We start from the raw sequence: 14,452 nt of genomic DNA, 5'->3' as shown, positions 1-14,452 counted from the left end.
CAATTTATATGAAACCCTTGGACTATGCAGGGGTATAAAATATTAGACTATGTTAAATAGTATTTTTATAAGTATAACCGCAAAGCCTAAAATTATACTTGGTTTTGCCAAACGATAGAGTCTCATGAGAACAACATACTATAACCCCAGCAAATTGGAAGTTGACTTTGCGAAAGCATTTAAAGACTTAACCCCCCAACTGGAAGATAAGCTTAACGAAGGAGAGCGCGTAGTAAGTACAAAATCTATCCATGATGCAGATAACCCAATGGTGATTTATAAATTAGAAGATAAAGAAGGTGATTTACATGAGATAGTTGTACAAATAATTCAGCGCCCCGACCACATTGTGGGTTAAAACAAAGAAGCAAAATAAAAGAGGCCCAGCCAAAAAATTGGCTGGGCCTCTTTTATTTTGTCAGAACATACCTTTATCATGGGCTGTTTGGTACTTTGTGATCTTTCTGCTTAAAATACTGCATTGCAATAAAAGCGATCATAACCCCGGATATAACACCCTCCAGCATCAACACCGAGAAAACTACAATACCAGGCGTCGATTGCACCCGTTCTCCAAAGTAACGTTCTGCAGAAAGAGTTTCTATAAGAGAACCGCCTCCTAATTTAATGTAAAGCAGCATAAGCGCCGCAAACAGCGTAGTGCCAACTATGGCTGTGATAGCACCCACACCGAATCCGCTAAAATAACCGATGTTACCTCTTACTTTTATCTTGTAAGCCCTGATTGCCATCGTTACTCCTATAGCCATGATAATACCATTCAGAAAGCGGAGCTCAATGATGTGAGAAAGGCCCACTAGTCGCATTAATACAAAGTACACTGCCAAGCCAATGGCAGTAAGCAAGCCGTACTTGAGGCCTATTTTTTCCATAGCAATAGTTTAAGGGTGCTCTATGTCTCTTATACTTATATTCTCTCAGGCATAGTATGGTCAGGGCGTTTAAACCACTGCATCGCAATAAAGGCAATGAACAAGCCAGGTATTGTACCATACACTATAGTAGTCAAAAAGAGGGACAGCTTCGACAAACTTTCCGGGAACAGATAGCTAGTCTGAAGAGAATACAGATATTCCTGCCCCACAGTGCTAACAAAAATCATCAGGAAAATGGCTAGTATAATAGAAGAAACGGCACCAGTAGTAGCACCTATACCTAAGCCCTGAAAATATTGAATTTTGCCATCACGAATCTTTTTAAATCTTGATATAGCAACTATAATACCTACGATGAGAAATACGGCACTAAAGAAAGATAGCTCTACAATTTCTTGTAATCCTAATGCCCACATGAGCAGGAAGTACACAATATGAACAATTCCTACAATGATACCATACTTAATTGCTACACTCTGATAGCTTACATTCTTATATGCCATGCTATATTGGTTTTTCAGGTTCTAAATTAACGTCATTAAAATGAACAGTTTAGCCGCTAATTTGGTTAAGAGAGCAGCTAAAAAACTGCAAAATAACCGTATCAGTTACTTTTATATTACTAAAACTATATACTAAAGAAAGTAGTGTGGCGTTGTGGTTTGATGTAAAAATTTTAGCTTATGGCCCAGAATCAGTTGATTTAAAAAGGATTAAAGACTGCTTTTCTTTTGCAAACCTCATGGTTGTTACAGTAAGTTTCGCCAATCCACGTTTTTATTTTGTAGTTTTACGGCCAGTTTAAGTTTATATCCCATACTTACTCATACATAACATTATATGATCAGTACCAACAATGTAAGCTTGTCTTACGGTAAGCGCACATTATTTGAAGATGTTACTATTAAGTTTGTTCCCGGCAACTGTTACGGCCTTATTGGTGCCAATGGTGCGGGCAAATCTACTTTTCTGAAGATATTATCTGGCGAGATAGAGCCAAACACAGGCTCTGTGGAGATTCCGGCAAATGCACGTTTGGCGGTATTAAAGCAGAACCACTTTGAGTATGACGAATATCCTGCGCTGCAAACAGTGATTATGGGCCACAAGCGCCTGTGGGACATTATGCAGGAAAAAGACGCTATTTACGCCAAAGCTGATTTTACAGATGCAGACGGTGAGCGCGCAGCAGAACTGGAAGGCGAGTTTGCCGACCTAGAAGGCTGGAACGCAGAATACGAGGCAGCAGAGCTCCTGAGTGGTCTGGGCATTACAGAAGACCTGCACTATACTTTAATGAAAGACCTTAGCGGTAGCGAGAAGGTTCGTATCCTGTTGGCACAGGCCCTGTTCGGTAACCCGGACATCCTGTTACTCGATGAGCCTACCAACCACTTGGACGCTGAGTCGATCATGTGGCTGGAGAACTTCCTCGATAACTTTAACAACACCGTTATCGTGATCTCTCACGACCGTCACTTCCTGGATGCTGTTTGTACGCATGTGGCTGATATTGATTTTGGCAAGATTAAGATGTTTGCCGGTAACTATGGTTTCTGGTACCAGTCAAGCCAACTAGCATTGAAACAGCGTGCCGATGCGAACAAGAAAACCGAGGACAAGCGTAAGGAACTGGAGGAGTTTATCCGTCGCTTCAGCGCAAACGCCTCCAAATCGAAGCAGGCTACTTCACGTGCCAAGTTGCTGGAGAAACTTACTGTAGAGGATATTCAGCCGTCATCACGTAAGTACCCTTACATTGCCTTTAAACCAGAGCGCGAAGCAGGTAACCAAATCCTGCACGTAGAAAACCTGAGCAAATCTGTTGATGGTCAGCCGATCTTTACAGACATCAGCTTTATGGTAGATAAAGGCGACAAGATCGCCGTGATTGGCCGTAACGACATTGCTGCCTCTACTTTCTTTAAAATTCTGTTCGAAGAAGATAAGGCAGATAGCGGAGACTTTAAGTGGGGTACTACTATTACTTCTTCTTTTTTCCCGAAAGATAACCAGGAGTTCTTTGACACTGACCTTAACCTGGTAGACTGGTTGCGCCAGTATTCTGTTGAAAAAGACGAAAGCTTTATCCGTGGCTTCCTGGGCCGTATGCTTTTCTCAGGTGAGGAGTCGCTGAAGAAAGCCAACGTGTTGTCAGGTGGTGAGAAAGTACGTTGTATGTTCTCGCGTATGATGCTTCAGTCCGGTAACGTGCTTGTGTTTGACGAGCCTACCAACCACTTGGACCTGGAGTCGATTACAGCTCTTAACAACTCTTTGCGCGATTTCGACGGCACCATCCTGTTCTCGTCTCATGACTTACAGTTTGTGGATACCATTGCAAACCGTATCATCGAATTAACGCCAGGCGGTATCATTGACAAGCGAATGACGTACGAGGAGTACCTGGCTGACGAAAACATCAAAGAACTTCGTAAAAAGATGTATGCCGCAGCCCTGGTTTAATTTCCTGGCTAAAGCTTATACTTTAAGATGAAGAAACACACCACAGTAGCAGGTATGCTGAGTTTACTGCTTATGCTTTTAACCAGCATACCTGCCTTTTCACAAATACCTGATACTGTTTACCGCAAGCCTGAACTGCCGACCGGCCCTCCTACTCCTGTGCAGGAGAATAAGCCTAAAACGAAGGAAAAGCCTGTGGTTGTGCAAATACCGCAGGAAGCAGTACAGCAGGAAGAATTAGAATTTCTGGACCGTCTATACTTTGGCGGCAGCTTTGGACTACAGTTTGGCAACTATACCAATATTTCGCTGCTGCCTATACTTGGGTATAAAATAACGCCTAAGTTTAGCGTTGGTCCTGGCATTGTATATCATTTCATCAGGTCCGGTGGTCAGACTTTCCAGAACTTCGGGGGGAAGGTATTTGCCCAGCATGAGGTTTTAGGTGGTATCGTAAACGACGGATCGTTGCTGGTGCATGCAGAGTATGAGGTGCTAAGCCACGAGAACTACTGGCGAACCACCAATGGCTCATTTGAGTTGAGTCGTAGGATTGTGTATACGCCATTAGCTGGGGTAGGCTACAGGCAAAGTGCCGGCAGAGCCTCCTTTGATCTGCTTCTGCTATACAACTTCAATGATACAGATTCGCCGTACTCAAATCCCGTCATTCGGGCAGGTTTTAATATTCCGTTCAGGAAGTAAAGTATAAAAAAGGGGCTGCCATAAATGGCAGCCCCTTTTTTTTCTCTATTTACAAGCTAAGCTTTGAGCGTTAGCCTCGTATGAGTCGTAACAGTACCACGATAATGGCAATCACAAGTAAGATGTGAATTAAACCACCTACTGCATCAGGGAATCCTAAGAAACCGATCAACCAGAAGATTACGAGTACTACAGCAATTATATACAATAAATTTCCCATAGTTTTATTTGTTTAGTGAGTTCTTTAATTAACAATAATATTCTTTATAACGAATTTTAATTGAACAGGTTAAGCTCCGCGTATCAAACGTAACAATACGGCGATAACGGCCAAAACCAGTAACACGTGGATTATACCGCCTACAGCATCCGGGAATCCCAGGAAGCCGATCAGCCAGAAAATAATCAGCACGACAGCGATTATATACAATAAATTTCCCATAGTTTTTTTGTCTTGTTCCAGATTACAAATGTCTGTTTTGCTTTCCTGCATACTAACAATGTACGCTATGTGTTACAAAATCTACATTTGTATTTTTTTGCTTCTAGCTTTTACGCACCCTGCTATAAAAAGATTAGAATAGCTTGATATTTTTGTTTTGTATTCTCCCCTCTTGCTCAAATAAAAGATAGTTAAACAAACAGCCTAATCATGGCTTAAACTGCATTAGCAAAGATTCAACAGGCAAAAACAATTGCTCTAGTTTATACTTTTCTAATTAGTCAAAAATCTTATTCCCTTCTAAATCATGTTACATATCAACATCAAGGCATAGCACAATAATTGAAGTCTTCCAATACCAGCAGGTACAGAAGTCTGATTTATCTTTATTTATAGTATTTTTGTATATATAAATCTTAAAACTCATTAACCCACATATGAAAAAAGTAGCAGTTATTGGTTCCGGCACAATGGGAAATGGCATAGCCCATGTTTTTGCCCAGAATGGTTTTCAGGTGTCTCTTGTAGATATTTCGGAGGAGGCGCTTCAGAAAGCTTTAGGCACTATCGCCAAGAACCTGGATCGCATTGTAGCAAAAGGCAACCTGACTGAAGAGCAGAAGGCGCATACCCTAAAGAACATCACCACTTTTACCAGCATGCAGGAAGGCGTGCAGGACGTTGACCTGGTAGTAGAAGCCGCCACAGAAAACGTAGACCTTAAACTGAAGATCTTCCGCGACCTGAGCACCTTCGCAAAACCAGAAGCCATACTTGCCTCTAACACCTCCTCTATCTCTATCACAAAAATTGCCTCTGTTACTGACCGTCCAGACAAGGTGATAGGCATGCACTTTATGAACCCGGTGCCAGTAATGAAATTGGTGGAGATTATCCGTGGCTACTCTACTTCAGATGCTGTAACACGTGAGATCATGGATATCTCTTTGCAGCTAGGCAAAGTGCCTACAGAGTGCAACGACTACCCAGGTTTTATTGCAAACCGCATCCTGATGCCGATGATCAACGAAGCTATTTATAGCCTTTATGAGAGCGTGGCAGGTGTTGAGGAAATAGACACAATCATGAAGCTAGGTATGGCTCACCCGATGGGTCCGCTTCAGCTTGCCGATTTCATTGGCCTGGATGTTTGTCTGTCAATCCTGAATGTATTGCACGATGGTTTTGGCAATCCTAAGTATGCACCATGCCCTTTATTGGTTAATATGGTGCAGGCTGGCCACAAAGGGGTCAAATCCGGACAAGGCTTTTACTCCTGGACGCATGGCACCAGAGAGTTGATCGTTGCCGATCGTTTTAAGAAGCAGCAGTTCGTGCAATAGTATGAACCAGCAAAACAATGTAGTAGGTTGGTTTGAGATTCCTGCCAACGACTTGCAGCGTGCTATTAAATTCTACGAAGAAGTGTTTGGCTTTAAGATGGAGCACCACCCGATGGGTGAACTGGAAATGGCCTGGTTTCCGTCGGATGAAGAAGGCAAGGGCGCAGCCGGTACGCTGATCCACCACAAAGAGTGGTACAAACCAAGTACAGATGGTGTGCTCGTATACTTTACCTCTCCTTCCGGCAATCTGGCAAATGAATTAGCCAACATAGAACCTGCCGGTGGCAAAGTATTGCAGCATAAAACACTAATTGCTGAAGACATAGGCTACATGGCCCTCTTCCTGGATTCTGAAGGCAACCGCATTGCACTGCACTCACGGGAGTAGTTTAGATATCTCTTTAACTAAAGCCCCTGCCGTATCAACGGCAGGGGCTTTATACTTTATACCTAACAGCATGCACAGTTCCTGTGAGCTACTAGTTGTCGTTTTGTGCAAATAATGGTTAATCTCAAAAACTGTAAGACGCACACAGGTTCTGTAAACACTGCGAGGTCAGGTAAAATAAAAGTGCCTCTGCCAAAACTACCGACAGAGGCACTTTTATACCTTGAAAACTGCTGAAGTATAATAATCAGCAATTTCCGCAGATTAATTATACAGCAACAGCGTTATCGCGAAGCGCGTCGTTTAGCGATGTCTTCAGGTCCGTACTCTCTTTACGCTGACCGATGATCAAAGCGCATGGCACCTGAAAATCACCAGCAGGGAATTTTTTAGTATATGAGCCAGGAATTACCACTGAACGCGGAGGTACGTAGCCATTATAGATTTTCTGCTCACTGCCGGTAACGTCGATGATCTTGGAGCTACCTGTAATTGTAACTCCTGCACCAATCACAGCTTCTTTGCCAATGCGGCAACCTTCTACAAGTATAGATCTGGATCCGATAAAGGCACCGTCCTCGATGATAACCGGAGCAGCCTGAACCGGCTCAAGCACCCCACCAAGACCAACACCACCGCTCAGGTGCACATTTTTACCAACCTGCGCACAGCTGCCTACAGTAGCCCAGGTATCTACCATTGTACCAGAATCTACATAGGCTCCGATGTTCACGTAAGAAGGCATCATGATCACACCTTTGGCAAGGTAAGCACCGTATCGCGCCACCGCGTGAGGTACTACACGCACACCAAGCTGCTCATAGTTGCGCTTCAAGGCAATCTTATCGTGAAACTCAAACGGACCAACCTCAATCGTTTTCATGGACTGAATTGGGAAGTACATCAACACCGCTTTCTTCACCCACTCGTTTACCTGCCAATCGTCGCCGTTTGGTTCTGCTACACGCAAAGTACCTTTGTCCAGTTCTTCTATTACAGCACGGATTGCCTCTACTGTGTTGCTCTCCTGCAACAGTTCGCGGTTATCCCATGCCTGCTCTATAATATCTCTTAGCGCCATCTAAAAATTTGTTAAGTAAGATTAATGCGTAAAAGTATTAAATTTAGACGATGTCTGAAAAGAGAATTCTGCTCGCCTCGCTGCTAAAGCCCATTAATGATACCCGCATGTATGAAAAGCTGGGTTTGTCAATCAGCAAAATACCAAATACACAGGTACATATCTGTGGATTTTCAGCTCCAGTGCCTGCGTCTGCTCCTACCAACATCACCTTTCACCCAATCTTTAAATTCAAGCGGCTAAGTGTTGGCAGGTTTACAGCACAATTCGATTATTACCGCCTGCTGCTGTCAGTTAAGCCAGCTATTGTTATTGTGTGCACGCATGAGTTGTTGCTTACAAGCCTTTTGTACTGCCGTAAGTATAAAGCAAAGCTTGTGTATGATGTGCAGGAAAATTATGCTTTGAATCTGCGCAGCCAGTTCAACTACGCGGCACTCGTAAAACAGCTGCTCGCCTTCGGAGTTGAAAGTATAGAACGGTTTTCTACCCCGTCAGTATCCAGCTTTATACTTGCCGAGCGGTGCTACGCCAACGAATTAACCTTTTTGAAGGACCGCTTCATCATACTAGAGAACAAGTATAAGCGCCAGCCGGATTATACTTTACCTAACACCCCGGTTAGCTTACCAGACAAACAACTTCGACTTCTGTACTCGGGCAGCATTTCTGAGGAATATGGCATACTGGAAGCAATTGCGTTAGCAGACAGGCTCTATACTTTAGATAAGAATACTACACTAACTATTATAGGATATTGCTCCAATAGCCATACCTGGCAAAAAGTACAGGAGGCTACCAAAGGCAAAAGTTATATCAGCATTATTGGGGGGACTACCTTAGTACCGCACACCGACATTATCCGGGAAATGCAGCAAAGTACGATCGGCTTGCTCCCTTACCGGCCGAACCAAAGCACAGCAAACTGCATACCTACCAAACTTTATGAATACATGGCTCACGGGCTCATAATTCTGATATCGCAAAACCCCTTGTGGCAAGGTATAGTACAACAGCATCAGGCAGGGCTGTCCGTAGCTTTTGAAAGTATAAATGCCGCTGAGTTGGTTAAACAGTTAAGGCAGCAGCAGTTTTATACTAAAAACACACCTAAAGATATTTTTTGGGATGAGGAAGAGCCAAAGCTTCTTGATATGATCAGCAACATGATCAGATAATACACAACAGTAAACTTATTTTTAGACTTGTCTAAATTTATAAAATACATTATATTTGTAACGTTAAACAAACTTGCATTATGCGTAACTCAAAAATAGCCGGCGTAGGCCATTACGTACCCCAGAATGTGGTTTCTAACAAAGACCTTGAAAAGTTAATGGATACCTCTGATGAGTGGATCCGTGAACGTACAGGTATTGTAGAGCGCCGTTACTTTCAGGAAGGAGTAGACACGACAGCCAATATGGCCGCACAGGCCTCTCGCAAAGCTCTTGCAATGGCTGGGCTGGAACCTTCGGACCTGAACATGATCGTTTTTGCAACACTAAGCCCTGATTATGTTTTTCCTGGCTCTGGTGTGTTGTTACAGCGGGAGTTAGGTATAAAAGAGATTCCGGCCCTGGATGTACGCAACCAATGCTCCGGGTTTATCTATGCGCTCTCTGTAGCCGATCAGTTTATTAAGACCGGCATGTACAACAACATATTGGTGGTAGGCTCTGAGATTCACTCCAGCGGGCTGGACTTTACAACCCGCGGCCGTGGTGTTTCTGTCATTTTCGGAGACGGTGCCGGTGCAGCTGTATTAACAGCATCAGAAAGTAACGACAAAGGCATACTATCCACGCACCTGCACGCTGATGGTGAGTTTGCCGAGGAACTGGCAGTGCTTGATCCGGGCAGCAATAAAAAGGAACGCCTGACACACGAGATGATCGACAGCGGCTCCATTTTCCCTTACATGAACGGCAACATGGTATTCAAGCATGCTGTTACCCGTTTCCCGGAGGTTATCATGGAAGCCCTGCAGAAGAATGGCTACAAACCAGAGGACATCGACATGCTGATCCCGCACCAGGCCAACCTTCGCATTACCTCCTACATACAGCAGAAAATGGGCTTGCCATCTGAAAAAGTGATGAGCAACATACACAAGTATGGCAATACCACGGCAGCTTCTGTTCCGATTGCACTTAGCGAGGCAATAGAAGAAGGTCGTATAAAAGAAGGCGACTTGGTATGTCTTGCAGCCTTTGGCAGTGGCTTTACCTGGGCTTCGGCGCTTATACGCTGGTAAATTTAATTGCGAATGAGTGATTTTGTGAATGAGCGAATAGCAAATCTTCATTAACAAAATCACTCATTCACACATTCAAAATGAATCACCCGTGCACAGTTATACAGAAGAGAACTACATAAAAGCAATTTATAAGCTTTCGGAGAACGGTACCCAGGAGGTAAACACGAATGCCATTGCCGAGGTACTGGACACCAAAGCTGCCTCCGTTACTGACATGCTGCGCAAACTGAGCACAAAGAATATTGTGAACTATGTGAAGTACCGTGGCGTGACATTAACTGAAGAAGGTGAGCGAATCGCTTTACAGATCATTCGTAAGCACCGGCTTTGGGAAGTGTTCCTGGTAGAGAAACTGAAGTTTAACTGGGATGAGGTGCATGATGTGGCGGAAGAACTGGAGCACATCTCCTCTACCCTGCTCACTAAACGCCTCGACGAATTCCTGGGTCACCCGCAGTTCGACCCGCATGGCGACCCGATACCATCAGAAACCGGCGAAATGAAACAGAAAAAACAGCGCCTACTTGCCGAGATGGATGTGAATGATGCCGGTGTAGTGGTTGGCGTAAACGATTCGCAGCCGCTGTTCCTGCAGTACCTTGACAAAATGGGCATCTCGCTAGGCTCTAAAATTCGCATCATGGATAAAATGCCTTACGACAATTCCCTTGAGATTGTATTGGACGAGGATAAAGCCTTACTTATATCCAGCGAGGTTTCTAAAAATATCTTCTTATCAGCTTAGCCTCACATTCTTACCTATGCCATATACCCGATTTATACTCTTAATAGGTAGCCTGCTTCTCCTGGCCTTTACCTCCTGCACACAAACCGAGAGTAAGGGTGCATTGGAGGCAGGTGAGCGCATGAAAGTAGTAACTACTACCAGCATTTTAAAAGATGCCGTAAAGAATATTATAGGCAGCACAGCTGATGTAGAATCCATTATGGGAAGCGGTGTAGACCCGCACCTGTACAAGGCCACCCAAGGCGACCTGCAAAAGCTGACGGACGCCGATGTGGTGATCTACAATGGTTTGCACCTGGAGGGTAAAATGGGTGAAGTGCTGGAGAAGCTAAGCCGCCAGAAAACAGTGGTTGCAGGCGCAGAAAGTATAGCCGAAGAAAAGTTAAAACGGTCTCCGCAATACAAGGACAGCCACGACCCGCACGTATGGTTTGATGTAACGCTTTGGAAAGAAGTAGTACAGCATCTGAGCCAGGAACTACAGCAGAAAGACCCTGCCAACGCTAAAGTATATCAGCAGAACACAGCCGCTTACCTGCAAAAACTTGATGAACTGCACCAATGGGTAGAACAGGAAATCCAGTCTATTCCAGCGGAACAGCGTATTTTGATCACGGCACACGATGCATTCGGATATTTTGGAGATGCCTATAATATTCAGGTGCGCGGCCTGCAAGGTATTTCAACAGTGTCGGAGTTTGGGTTACAGGACGTGTCTTCGCTGGTAAACTTTATCTCTCAGAACAAGATCAAAGCGGTGTTTGTAGAGTCGTCGGTATCGCCAAAAGCCATTGAGGCAGTAGTAATTGGCAGTGAACAAAAAGGGCATAACGTGAAGATTGGCGGCACCCTGTATTCTGACGCCTTAGGCGAGGATGGGACACCGGAAGGAACCTATGCCGGCATGGTGCGCCACAACGTGAACACAATTGTATCTTCTTTAAAGTAGCTTATGATACTGCAAGTAGAAAACCCGGTAGTAGAAGTGCACGACCTGACGGTAAGTTATGACCGGAAGCCTGTGCTGTGGGGAGTAGACCTAACCATACCTGCCGGGGCACTGGTAGGTGTAATCGGGCCAAACGGAGCGGGAAAGTCCACATTAATAAAAGCGATGATGGATTTGCTGCCATCCGGCAGTGGCTATGTGCGCCTATTCGATAAGCAGATTAAGGATGTGCGCAAACGCATCAGCTATGTGCCACAGCGCGAGTCCGTGGACTGGGATTTCCCGGCCTCTGTGTTTGATGTGGTGCTGATGGGCCGCTACGGCAACATGGGTCTTTTCAAAAGACCACGGCAGGCCGACAAAGACGCTGCCATGCAGGCATTAACAAAAGTGGGCATGCAAGCCTACGCAGACCGCCAGATATCGCAGCTTTCAGGGGGCCAGCAGCAGCGGGTGTTCCTGGCAAGAGCGCTGGCGCAGAACGCTGATTTATACTTTATGGATGAGCCCTTCGCCGGTGTAGACATTGCCACTGAAACAGCCATTATAGAACTGCTGCGCACCATGCGCGACCAGGGTAAAACAGTTATAGTCGTGCATCACGACTTGCAGTCAGCAGCCGATTACTTTGACTGGGTGGTACTACTGAACATGCGCCTTGTTGCCTCCGGCCCTACCGAAAAAGTACTGACACAGGAACTGCTGGAGCAAACCTATGGCGGTAAGCTAACCGTGCTGAGCAAAGTCGGCGACCTGCTTCGCAAACAGGAGTTTCCGTCCAGAGAAACAAAAGTTAAAAGAGTCAAAAGTTAAGAGAGCCAGGTGCGGAGAGCTAATAAGTATAAAATTCAATCCTGTTTATCTTCTTAAAATCTGCAAATCCTGATCTAAGCAAATAGCAACCATCCGTTACACCATGAAAGAGTTTTTTGAATTCCTGTCCTTTGCAGATGCCAACGTGCGCTACGTAACGCTTGGCTCTATGCTGTTGGCAGGTAGCTCTGCTGTGGTAGGGTGTTTTACCTTATTGCGCAAAAGAGCCCTGGTAGGCGATGCTGTGGCACATGCTGTGCTACCGGGTGTTTGTCTTGCATTTATACTTTCGGGCACAAAGAATCCATTTATACTGCTGATTGGAGCATTTATCACCGGCTGGATTTCACTTGTCGCCATAGATTTTATTACCTCACGCTCACGTATTAAAGAAGATACAGCCATTGGCCTGGTGCTGTCGGTATTCTTTGGCATTGGTATACTTTTACTCACAGCAATTCAGCATTCCGGCAACGCTGCGCAAAGCGGCCTGGACAAATTCCTGTTTGGTAAAGCAGCATCACTGGTTGGCGAAGACCTGATCGCTTTCAGTATAGTTGCTGTGCTGTTGCTGGCAGCTACATTGATTTTCTACAAAGAACTTAAGCTGCTTTGTTTCGACGAAACCTATGCAAAAACAATCGGCTTTCCGGTAAGAGGGCTCGAGTTGCTACTTACCACCCTTACCGTGCTTGCTGTAGTAGTAGGCATACAGGCGGTGGGTGTTGTGTTGATGGCTGCCATGCTGATTACCCCGGCTGCCGCCGCACGTTTCTGGACTGACAGGCTAGGTGTTATGCTGGTGCTGGCCGCCCTGATGGGAGCTTTCTCCGGAGTGGCAGGCGCCTATGTTTCATATACAGCTCCGGCCATGCCAACAGGCCCCTGGATCGTGCTGATCATCTCTATGATCGCCATACTTTCATTTGCCCTGGCACCCGGAAAAGGCTGGATCGCGCGCATCATCCGCAGGCAGCGCAATAAAAAACTTATACTGGAAGAAAACCTGCTTAAGCTTTTGTACCAGCTCGGCGAGGCAAAGCAGGATTTCTCGACTAACAGGCCGTTGCAGGAGCTGCTTCAAAAACGTGCCATACCAGCCAAGGAAGCAAAGTATGGGCTGGGCAAACTAAAGGCGCAGGGTTACCTGGAGAAGACCAAAAACGGATGGGCTTTAACACACGAAGGAATTACGAGGGGAAGACGTGTGGTAAGGCTTCACCGGCTTTGGGAATTATACCTAACACAGTACCTGCACCTGGCTTCGGACCACGTGCACGAAGACGCAGAAACCATAGAACACATTATTACACCGGAACTGGAGCAGCGCCTTCTGGAGGAGCTAAACTACCCTGCGCTGGACCCGCACAGTGCGCAAATTCCCTGAGGTAGAGAGATAAAGAGTTTTGAATGAGTGAACAATAGTTAACAATCAAGGATTTAATAATTAAGCCGTGAATGCATTTTGGATCATACTTACCGGATCGCTTGTAGCCACCTGCTGTAGCTTACTGGGCTGCTACCTGATCCTGCGGCGCATGGCCATGGTAGGCGACGCGATCTCACATGCAGTACTACCGGGCATCGTGATCGCCTTTCTGCTTACCGGCTCGCGCGATTCAGTACCCATGCTTATTGGCGCAGGCTTACTGGGAGTACTCACCACCTTTTTGATAGAGTTTTTTCATCGGTATGCCCGTGTACAGTCTGATGCGGCCATTGGCGTAACCTTTACCTGGCTTTTTGCTATTGGCATTATACTTATCTCTGTATTTGCCGGGCAGGTAGACCTGGACCAGGACTGCGTGCTATACGGGGAAATAGCTTATGTACCATTGGATCTCTGGATCACGGAAGGTGGCTTAAGTATGGGACCACGCACCGTCTGGACAATTGGCGCAGTAACAATACTTATTCTGCTTTTTATTATCATTGGCTACAAAGAACTGTTCCTGACAGCCTTTGACCCTGGTTATGCTGCAGCTATTGGTGTATCTACTTCGCTGTGGTATTACCTGCTCATGACGGCTGTTTCGCTTACCACTGTTGCCTCCTTCGAATCAGTGGGCGCCATACTTGTGGTGGCGCTGTTGGTTGCACCTCCTGCCACTGCTTACCTGCTTACTGACAACTTCAAGACCATGCTGGTACTGTCGGTTATACTTGGAATAGTGGCTGCATTTGCCGGTTACTACCTGGCCGTTTGGATAGACGGGTCTATTGCCGGGGCCATTGCCACCGTTACTGGCTTCGAGTTTATACTTGCGTTTCTATTCTCCCCGTCGCGTGGTATACTAATTAGTAAAAAGTTGGTAGAGCCAGTGCAGCAACAAGTATAAAAGAACCTACACCCGCTGT

The 14,452-nt window shown here is 45.5% G+C and carries 17 protein-coding genes; 12 read left to right on the top strand and 5 right to left on the bottom strand.

Translation table 11 applies throughout. The features are described 5' to 3' along the window. Positions 1-124 precede the first annotated feature (124 nt). Positions 125-358 (top strand): hypothetical protein, encoded by a 234-nt coding sequence (locus tag H8S84_RS01215; protein WP_187065455.1) that lies wholly within the window; start codon positions 125-127, stop codon positions 356-358. Positions 359-434: 76 nt separating this feature from the next. Here H8S84_RS01215 and H8S84_RS01210 read toward each other — a convergent pair whose 3' ends face one another. Then, a complete protein-coding gene (locus H8S84_RS01210) occupies positions 435-893 on the bottom strand; it encodes a DUF4199 domain-containing protein (protein ID WP_187065454.1) in 459 nt (152 codons plus the stop codon). A gap of 35 nt (positions 894-928) precedes the next feature. Further along, positions 929-1,399: a DUF4199 domain-containing protein gene (locus tag H8S84_RS01205; RefSeq protein WP_187065453.1), complete on the bottom strand. Its 471-nt coding sequence runs from the start codon at positions 1,397-1,399 to the stop codon at positions 929-931. A 337-nt stretch (positions 1,400-1,736) separates the two neighbouring features. Here H8S84_RS01205 and H8S84_RS01200 point away from each other — a divergent pair, with 337 nt between their 5' ends. Continuing rightward, on the top strand, positions 1,737-3,362 hold the full coding sequence (locus tag H8S84_RS01200) for an ABC-F family ATP-binding cassette domain-containing protein (RefSeq protein WP_187065452.1): 1,626 nt from the start codon (positions 1,737-1,739) through the stop codon (positions 3,360-3,362). A 27-nt stretch (positions 3,363-3,389) separates the two neighbouring features. Then, positions 3,390-4,067 carry a hypothetical protein gene (locus tag H8S84_RS01195; RefSeq protein ID WP_230407010.1) on the top strand — a complete coding sequence of 226 codons (678 nt, stop codon included), beginning with the start codon at positions 3,390-3,392 and terminating at the stop codon, positions 4,065-4,067. Between the two features lie 70 nt (positions 4,068-4,137). On the opposite strand, the gene H8S84_RS01190 is transcribed toward H8S84_RS01195, so the two are convergent. Both H8S84_RS01190 and H8S84_RS01185 read right to left on the bottom strand, forming a co-directional pair. Then, on the bottom strand, positions 4,138-4,287 hold the full coding sequence (locus H8S84_RS01190) for a lmo0937 family membrane protein (RefSeq protein WP_187065451.1): 150 nt from the start codon (positions 4,285-4,287) through the stop codon (positions 4,138-4,140). A 69-nt stretch (positions 4,288-4,356) separates the two neighbouring features. Beyond that, complete coding sequence (locus H8S84_RS01185) at positions 4,357-4,509, bottom strand: lmo0937 family membrane protein (protein WP_187065450.1); 153 nt, start codon at positions 4,507-4,509, stop codon at positions 4,357-4,359. 437 nt (positions 4,510-4,946) lie between these two features. On the opposite strand from H8S84_RS01185, the gene H8S84_RS01180 reads away from it, so the two are divergent. Together H8S84_RS01180 and H8S84_RS01175 are read left to right on the top strand one after the other, a co-directional pair. Next, the gene (locus tag H8S84_RS01180; RefSeq protein WP_187065449.1) at positions 4,947-5,852 is read left to right on the top strand and encodes a 3-hydroxybutyryl-CoA dehydrogenase; all 906 of its coding nucleotides are present in this window, start codon (positions 4,947-4,949) and stop codon (positions 5,850-5,852) included. A 1-nt stretch (position 5,853) separates the two neighbouring features. Beyond that, the gene (locus H8S84_RS01175; RefSeq protein WP_187065448.1) at positions 5,854-6,243 is read left to right on the top strand and encodes a VOC family protein; all 390 of its coding nucleotides are present in this window, start codon (positions 5,854-5,856) and stop codon (positions 6,241-6,243) included. A 268-nt stretch (positions 6,244-6,511) separates the two neighbouring features. Here H8S84_RS01175 and H8S84_RS01170 read toward each other — a convergent pair whose 3' ends face one another. After that, complete coding sequence (locus H8S84_RS01170) at positions 6,512-7,324, bottom strand: 2,3,4,5-tetrahydropyridine-2,6-dicarboxylate N-succinyltransferase (RefSeq protein ID WP_187065447.1); 813 nt, start codon at positions 7,322-7,324, stop codon at positions 6,512-6,514. A gap of 50 nt (positions 7,325-7,374) precedes the next feature. Here H8S84_RS01170 and H8S84_RS01165 point away from each other — a divergent pair, with 50 nt between their 5' ends. The 7 genes from H8S84_RS01165 (at position 7,375) to H8S84_RS01135 (ending at position 14,433) form a co-directional block, all read left to right on the top strand. Continuing rightward, on the top strand, positions 7,375-8,502 hold the full coding sequence (locus H8S84_RS01165; protein WP_187065446.1) for a glycosyltransferase: 1,128 nt from the start codon (positions 7,375-7,377) through the stop codon (positions 8,500-8,502). Between the two features lie 80 nt (positions 8,503-8,582). Further along, positions 8,583-9,581 (top strand): 3-oxoacyl-ACP synthase III family protein, encoded by a 999-nt coding sequence (locus H8S84_RS01160; protein ID WP_187065445.1) that lies wholly within the window; start codon positions 8,583-8,585, stop codon positions 9,579-9,581. A 91-nt stretch (positions 9,582-9,672) separates the two neighbouring features. Continuing rightward, a complete protein-coding gene (locus tag H8S84_RS01155) occupies positions 9,673-10,329 on the top strand; it encodes a metal-dependent transcriptional regulator (protein WP_187065444.1) in 657 nt (218 codons plus the stop codon). A gap of 16 nt (positions 10,330-10,345) precedes the next feature. Then, the gene (locus H8S84_RS01150; protein ID WP_187065443.1) at positions 10,346-11,281 is read left to right on the top strand and encodes a metal ABC transporter solute-binding protein, Zn/Mn family; all 936 of its coding nucleotides are present in this window, start codon (positions 10,346-10,348) and stop codon (positions 11,279-11,281) included. Between the two features lie 3 nt (positions 11,282-11,284). Continuing rightward, positions 11,285-12,094: a metal ABC transporter ATP-binding protein gene (locus H8S84_RS01145; RefSeq protein WP_187065442.1), complete on the top strand. Its 810-nt coding sequence runs from the start codon at positions 11,285-11,287 to the stop codon at positions 12,092-12,094. Positions 12,095-12,197: 103 nt separating this feature from the next. Continuing rightward, entirely contained in the window at positions 12,198-13,481 is a 1,284-nt protein-coding gene (locus H8S84_RS01140) for a metal ABC transporter permease (protein ID WP_187065441.1), read from the top strand. Between the two features lie 67 nt (positions 13,482-13,548). After that, positions 13,549-14,433 carry a metal ABC transporter permease gene (locus tag H8S84_RS01135; RefSeq protein ID WP_187065440.1) on the top strand — a complete coding sequence of 295 codons (885 nt, stop codon included), beginning with the start codon at positions 13,549-13,551 and terminating at the stop codon, positions 14,431-14,433. Positions 14,434-14,452 lie beyond the last annotated feature (19 nt).

This window comes from Pontibacter cellulosilyticus, from assembly GCF_014306105.1.
Classification (GTDB): Bacteria; Bacteroidota; Bacteroidia; order Cytophagales; family Hymenobacteraceae; genus Pontibacter; species Pontibacter cellulosilyticus.
The sequence above is the reverse complement of the archived record's forward strand: the minus strand, read 5'-3'. Positions and strand labels throughout refer to the sequence as shown.

Coding starts and splice junctions, on each gene's coding strand:
- H8S84_RS01140 (WP_187065441.1), top strand. CDS start 12,198: ATGAAAGAGTTTTTTGAATTCCTGTCCTTTGCAGATGCCAACGTGCGC.
- H8S84_RS01180 (WP_187065449.1), top strand. CDS start 4,947: ATGAAAAAAGTAGCAGTTATTGGTTCCGGCACAATGGGAAATGGCATA.
- H8S84_RS01215 (WP_187065455.1), top strand. CDS start 125: ATGAGAACAACATACTATAACCCCAGCAAATTGGAAGTTGACTTTGCG.
- H8S84_RS01160 (WP_187065445.1), top strand. CDS start 8,583: ATGCGTAACTCAAAAATAGCCGGCGTAGGCCATTACGTACCCCAGAAT.
- H8S84_RS01170 (WP_187065447.1), bottom strand. CDS start 7,324: ATGGCGCTAAGAGATATTATAGAGCAGGCATGGGATAACCGCGAACTG.
- H8S84_RS01145 (WP_187065442.1), top strand. CDS start 11,285: ATGATACTGCAAGTAGAAAACCCGGTAGTAGAAGTGCACGACCTGACG.
- H8S84_RS01150 (WP_187065443.1), top strand. CDS start 10,346: ATGCCATATACCCGATTTATACTCTTAATAGGTAGCCTGCTTCTCCTG.
- H8S84_RS01165 (WP_187065446.1), top strand. CDS start 7,375: ATGTCTGAAAAGAGAATTCTGCTCGCCTCGCTGCTAAAGCCCATTAAT.
- H8S84_RS01200 (WP_187065452.1), top strand. CDS start 1,737: ATGATCAGTACCAACAATGTAAGCTTGTCTTACGGTAAGCGCACATTA.
- H8S84_RS01210 (WP_187065454.1), bottom strand. CDS start 893: ATGGAAAAAATAGGCCTCAAGTACGGCTTGCTTACTGCCATTGGCTTG.
- H8S84_RS01175 (WP_187065448.1), top strand. CDS start 5,854: ATGAACCAGCAAAACAATGTAGTAGGTTGGTTTGAGATTCCTGCCAAC.
- H8S84_RS01205 (WP_187065453.1), bottom strand. CDS start 1,399: ATGGCATATAAGAATGTAAGCTATCAGAGTGTAGCAATTAAGTATGGT.
- H8S84_RS01185 (WP_187065450.1), bottom strand. CDS start 4,509: ATGGGAAATTTATTGTATATAATCGCTGTCGTGCTGATTATTTTCTGG.
- H8S84_RS01195 (WP_230407010.1), top strand. CDS start 3,390: ATGAAGAAACACACCACAGTAGCAGGTATGCTGAGTTTACTGCTTATG.
- H8S84_RS01190 (WP_187065451.1), bottom strand. CDS start 4,287: ATGGGAAATTTATTGTATATAATTGCTGTAGTACTCGTAATCTTCTGG.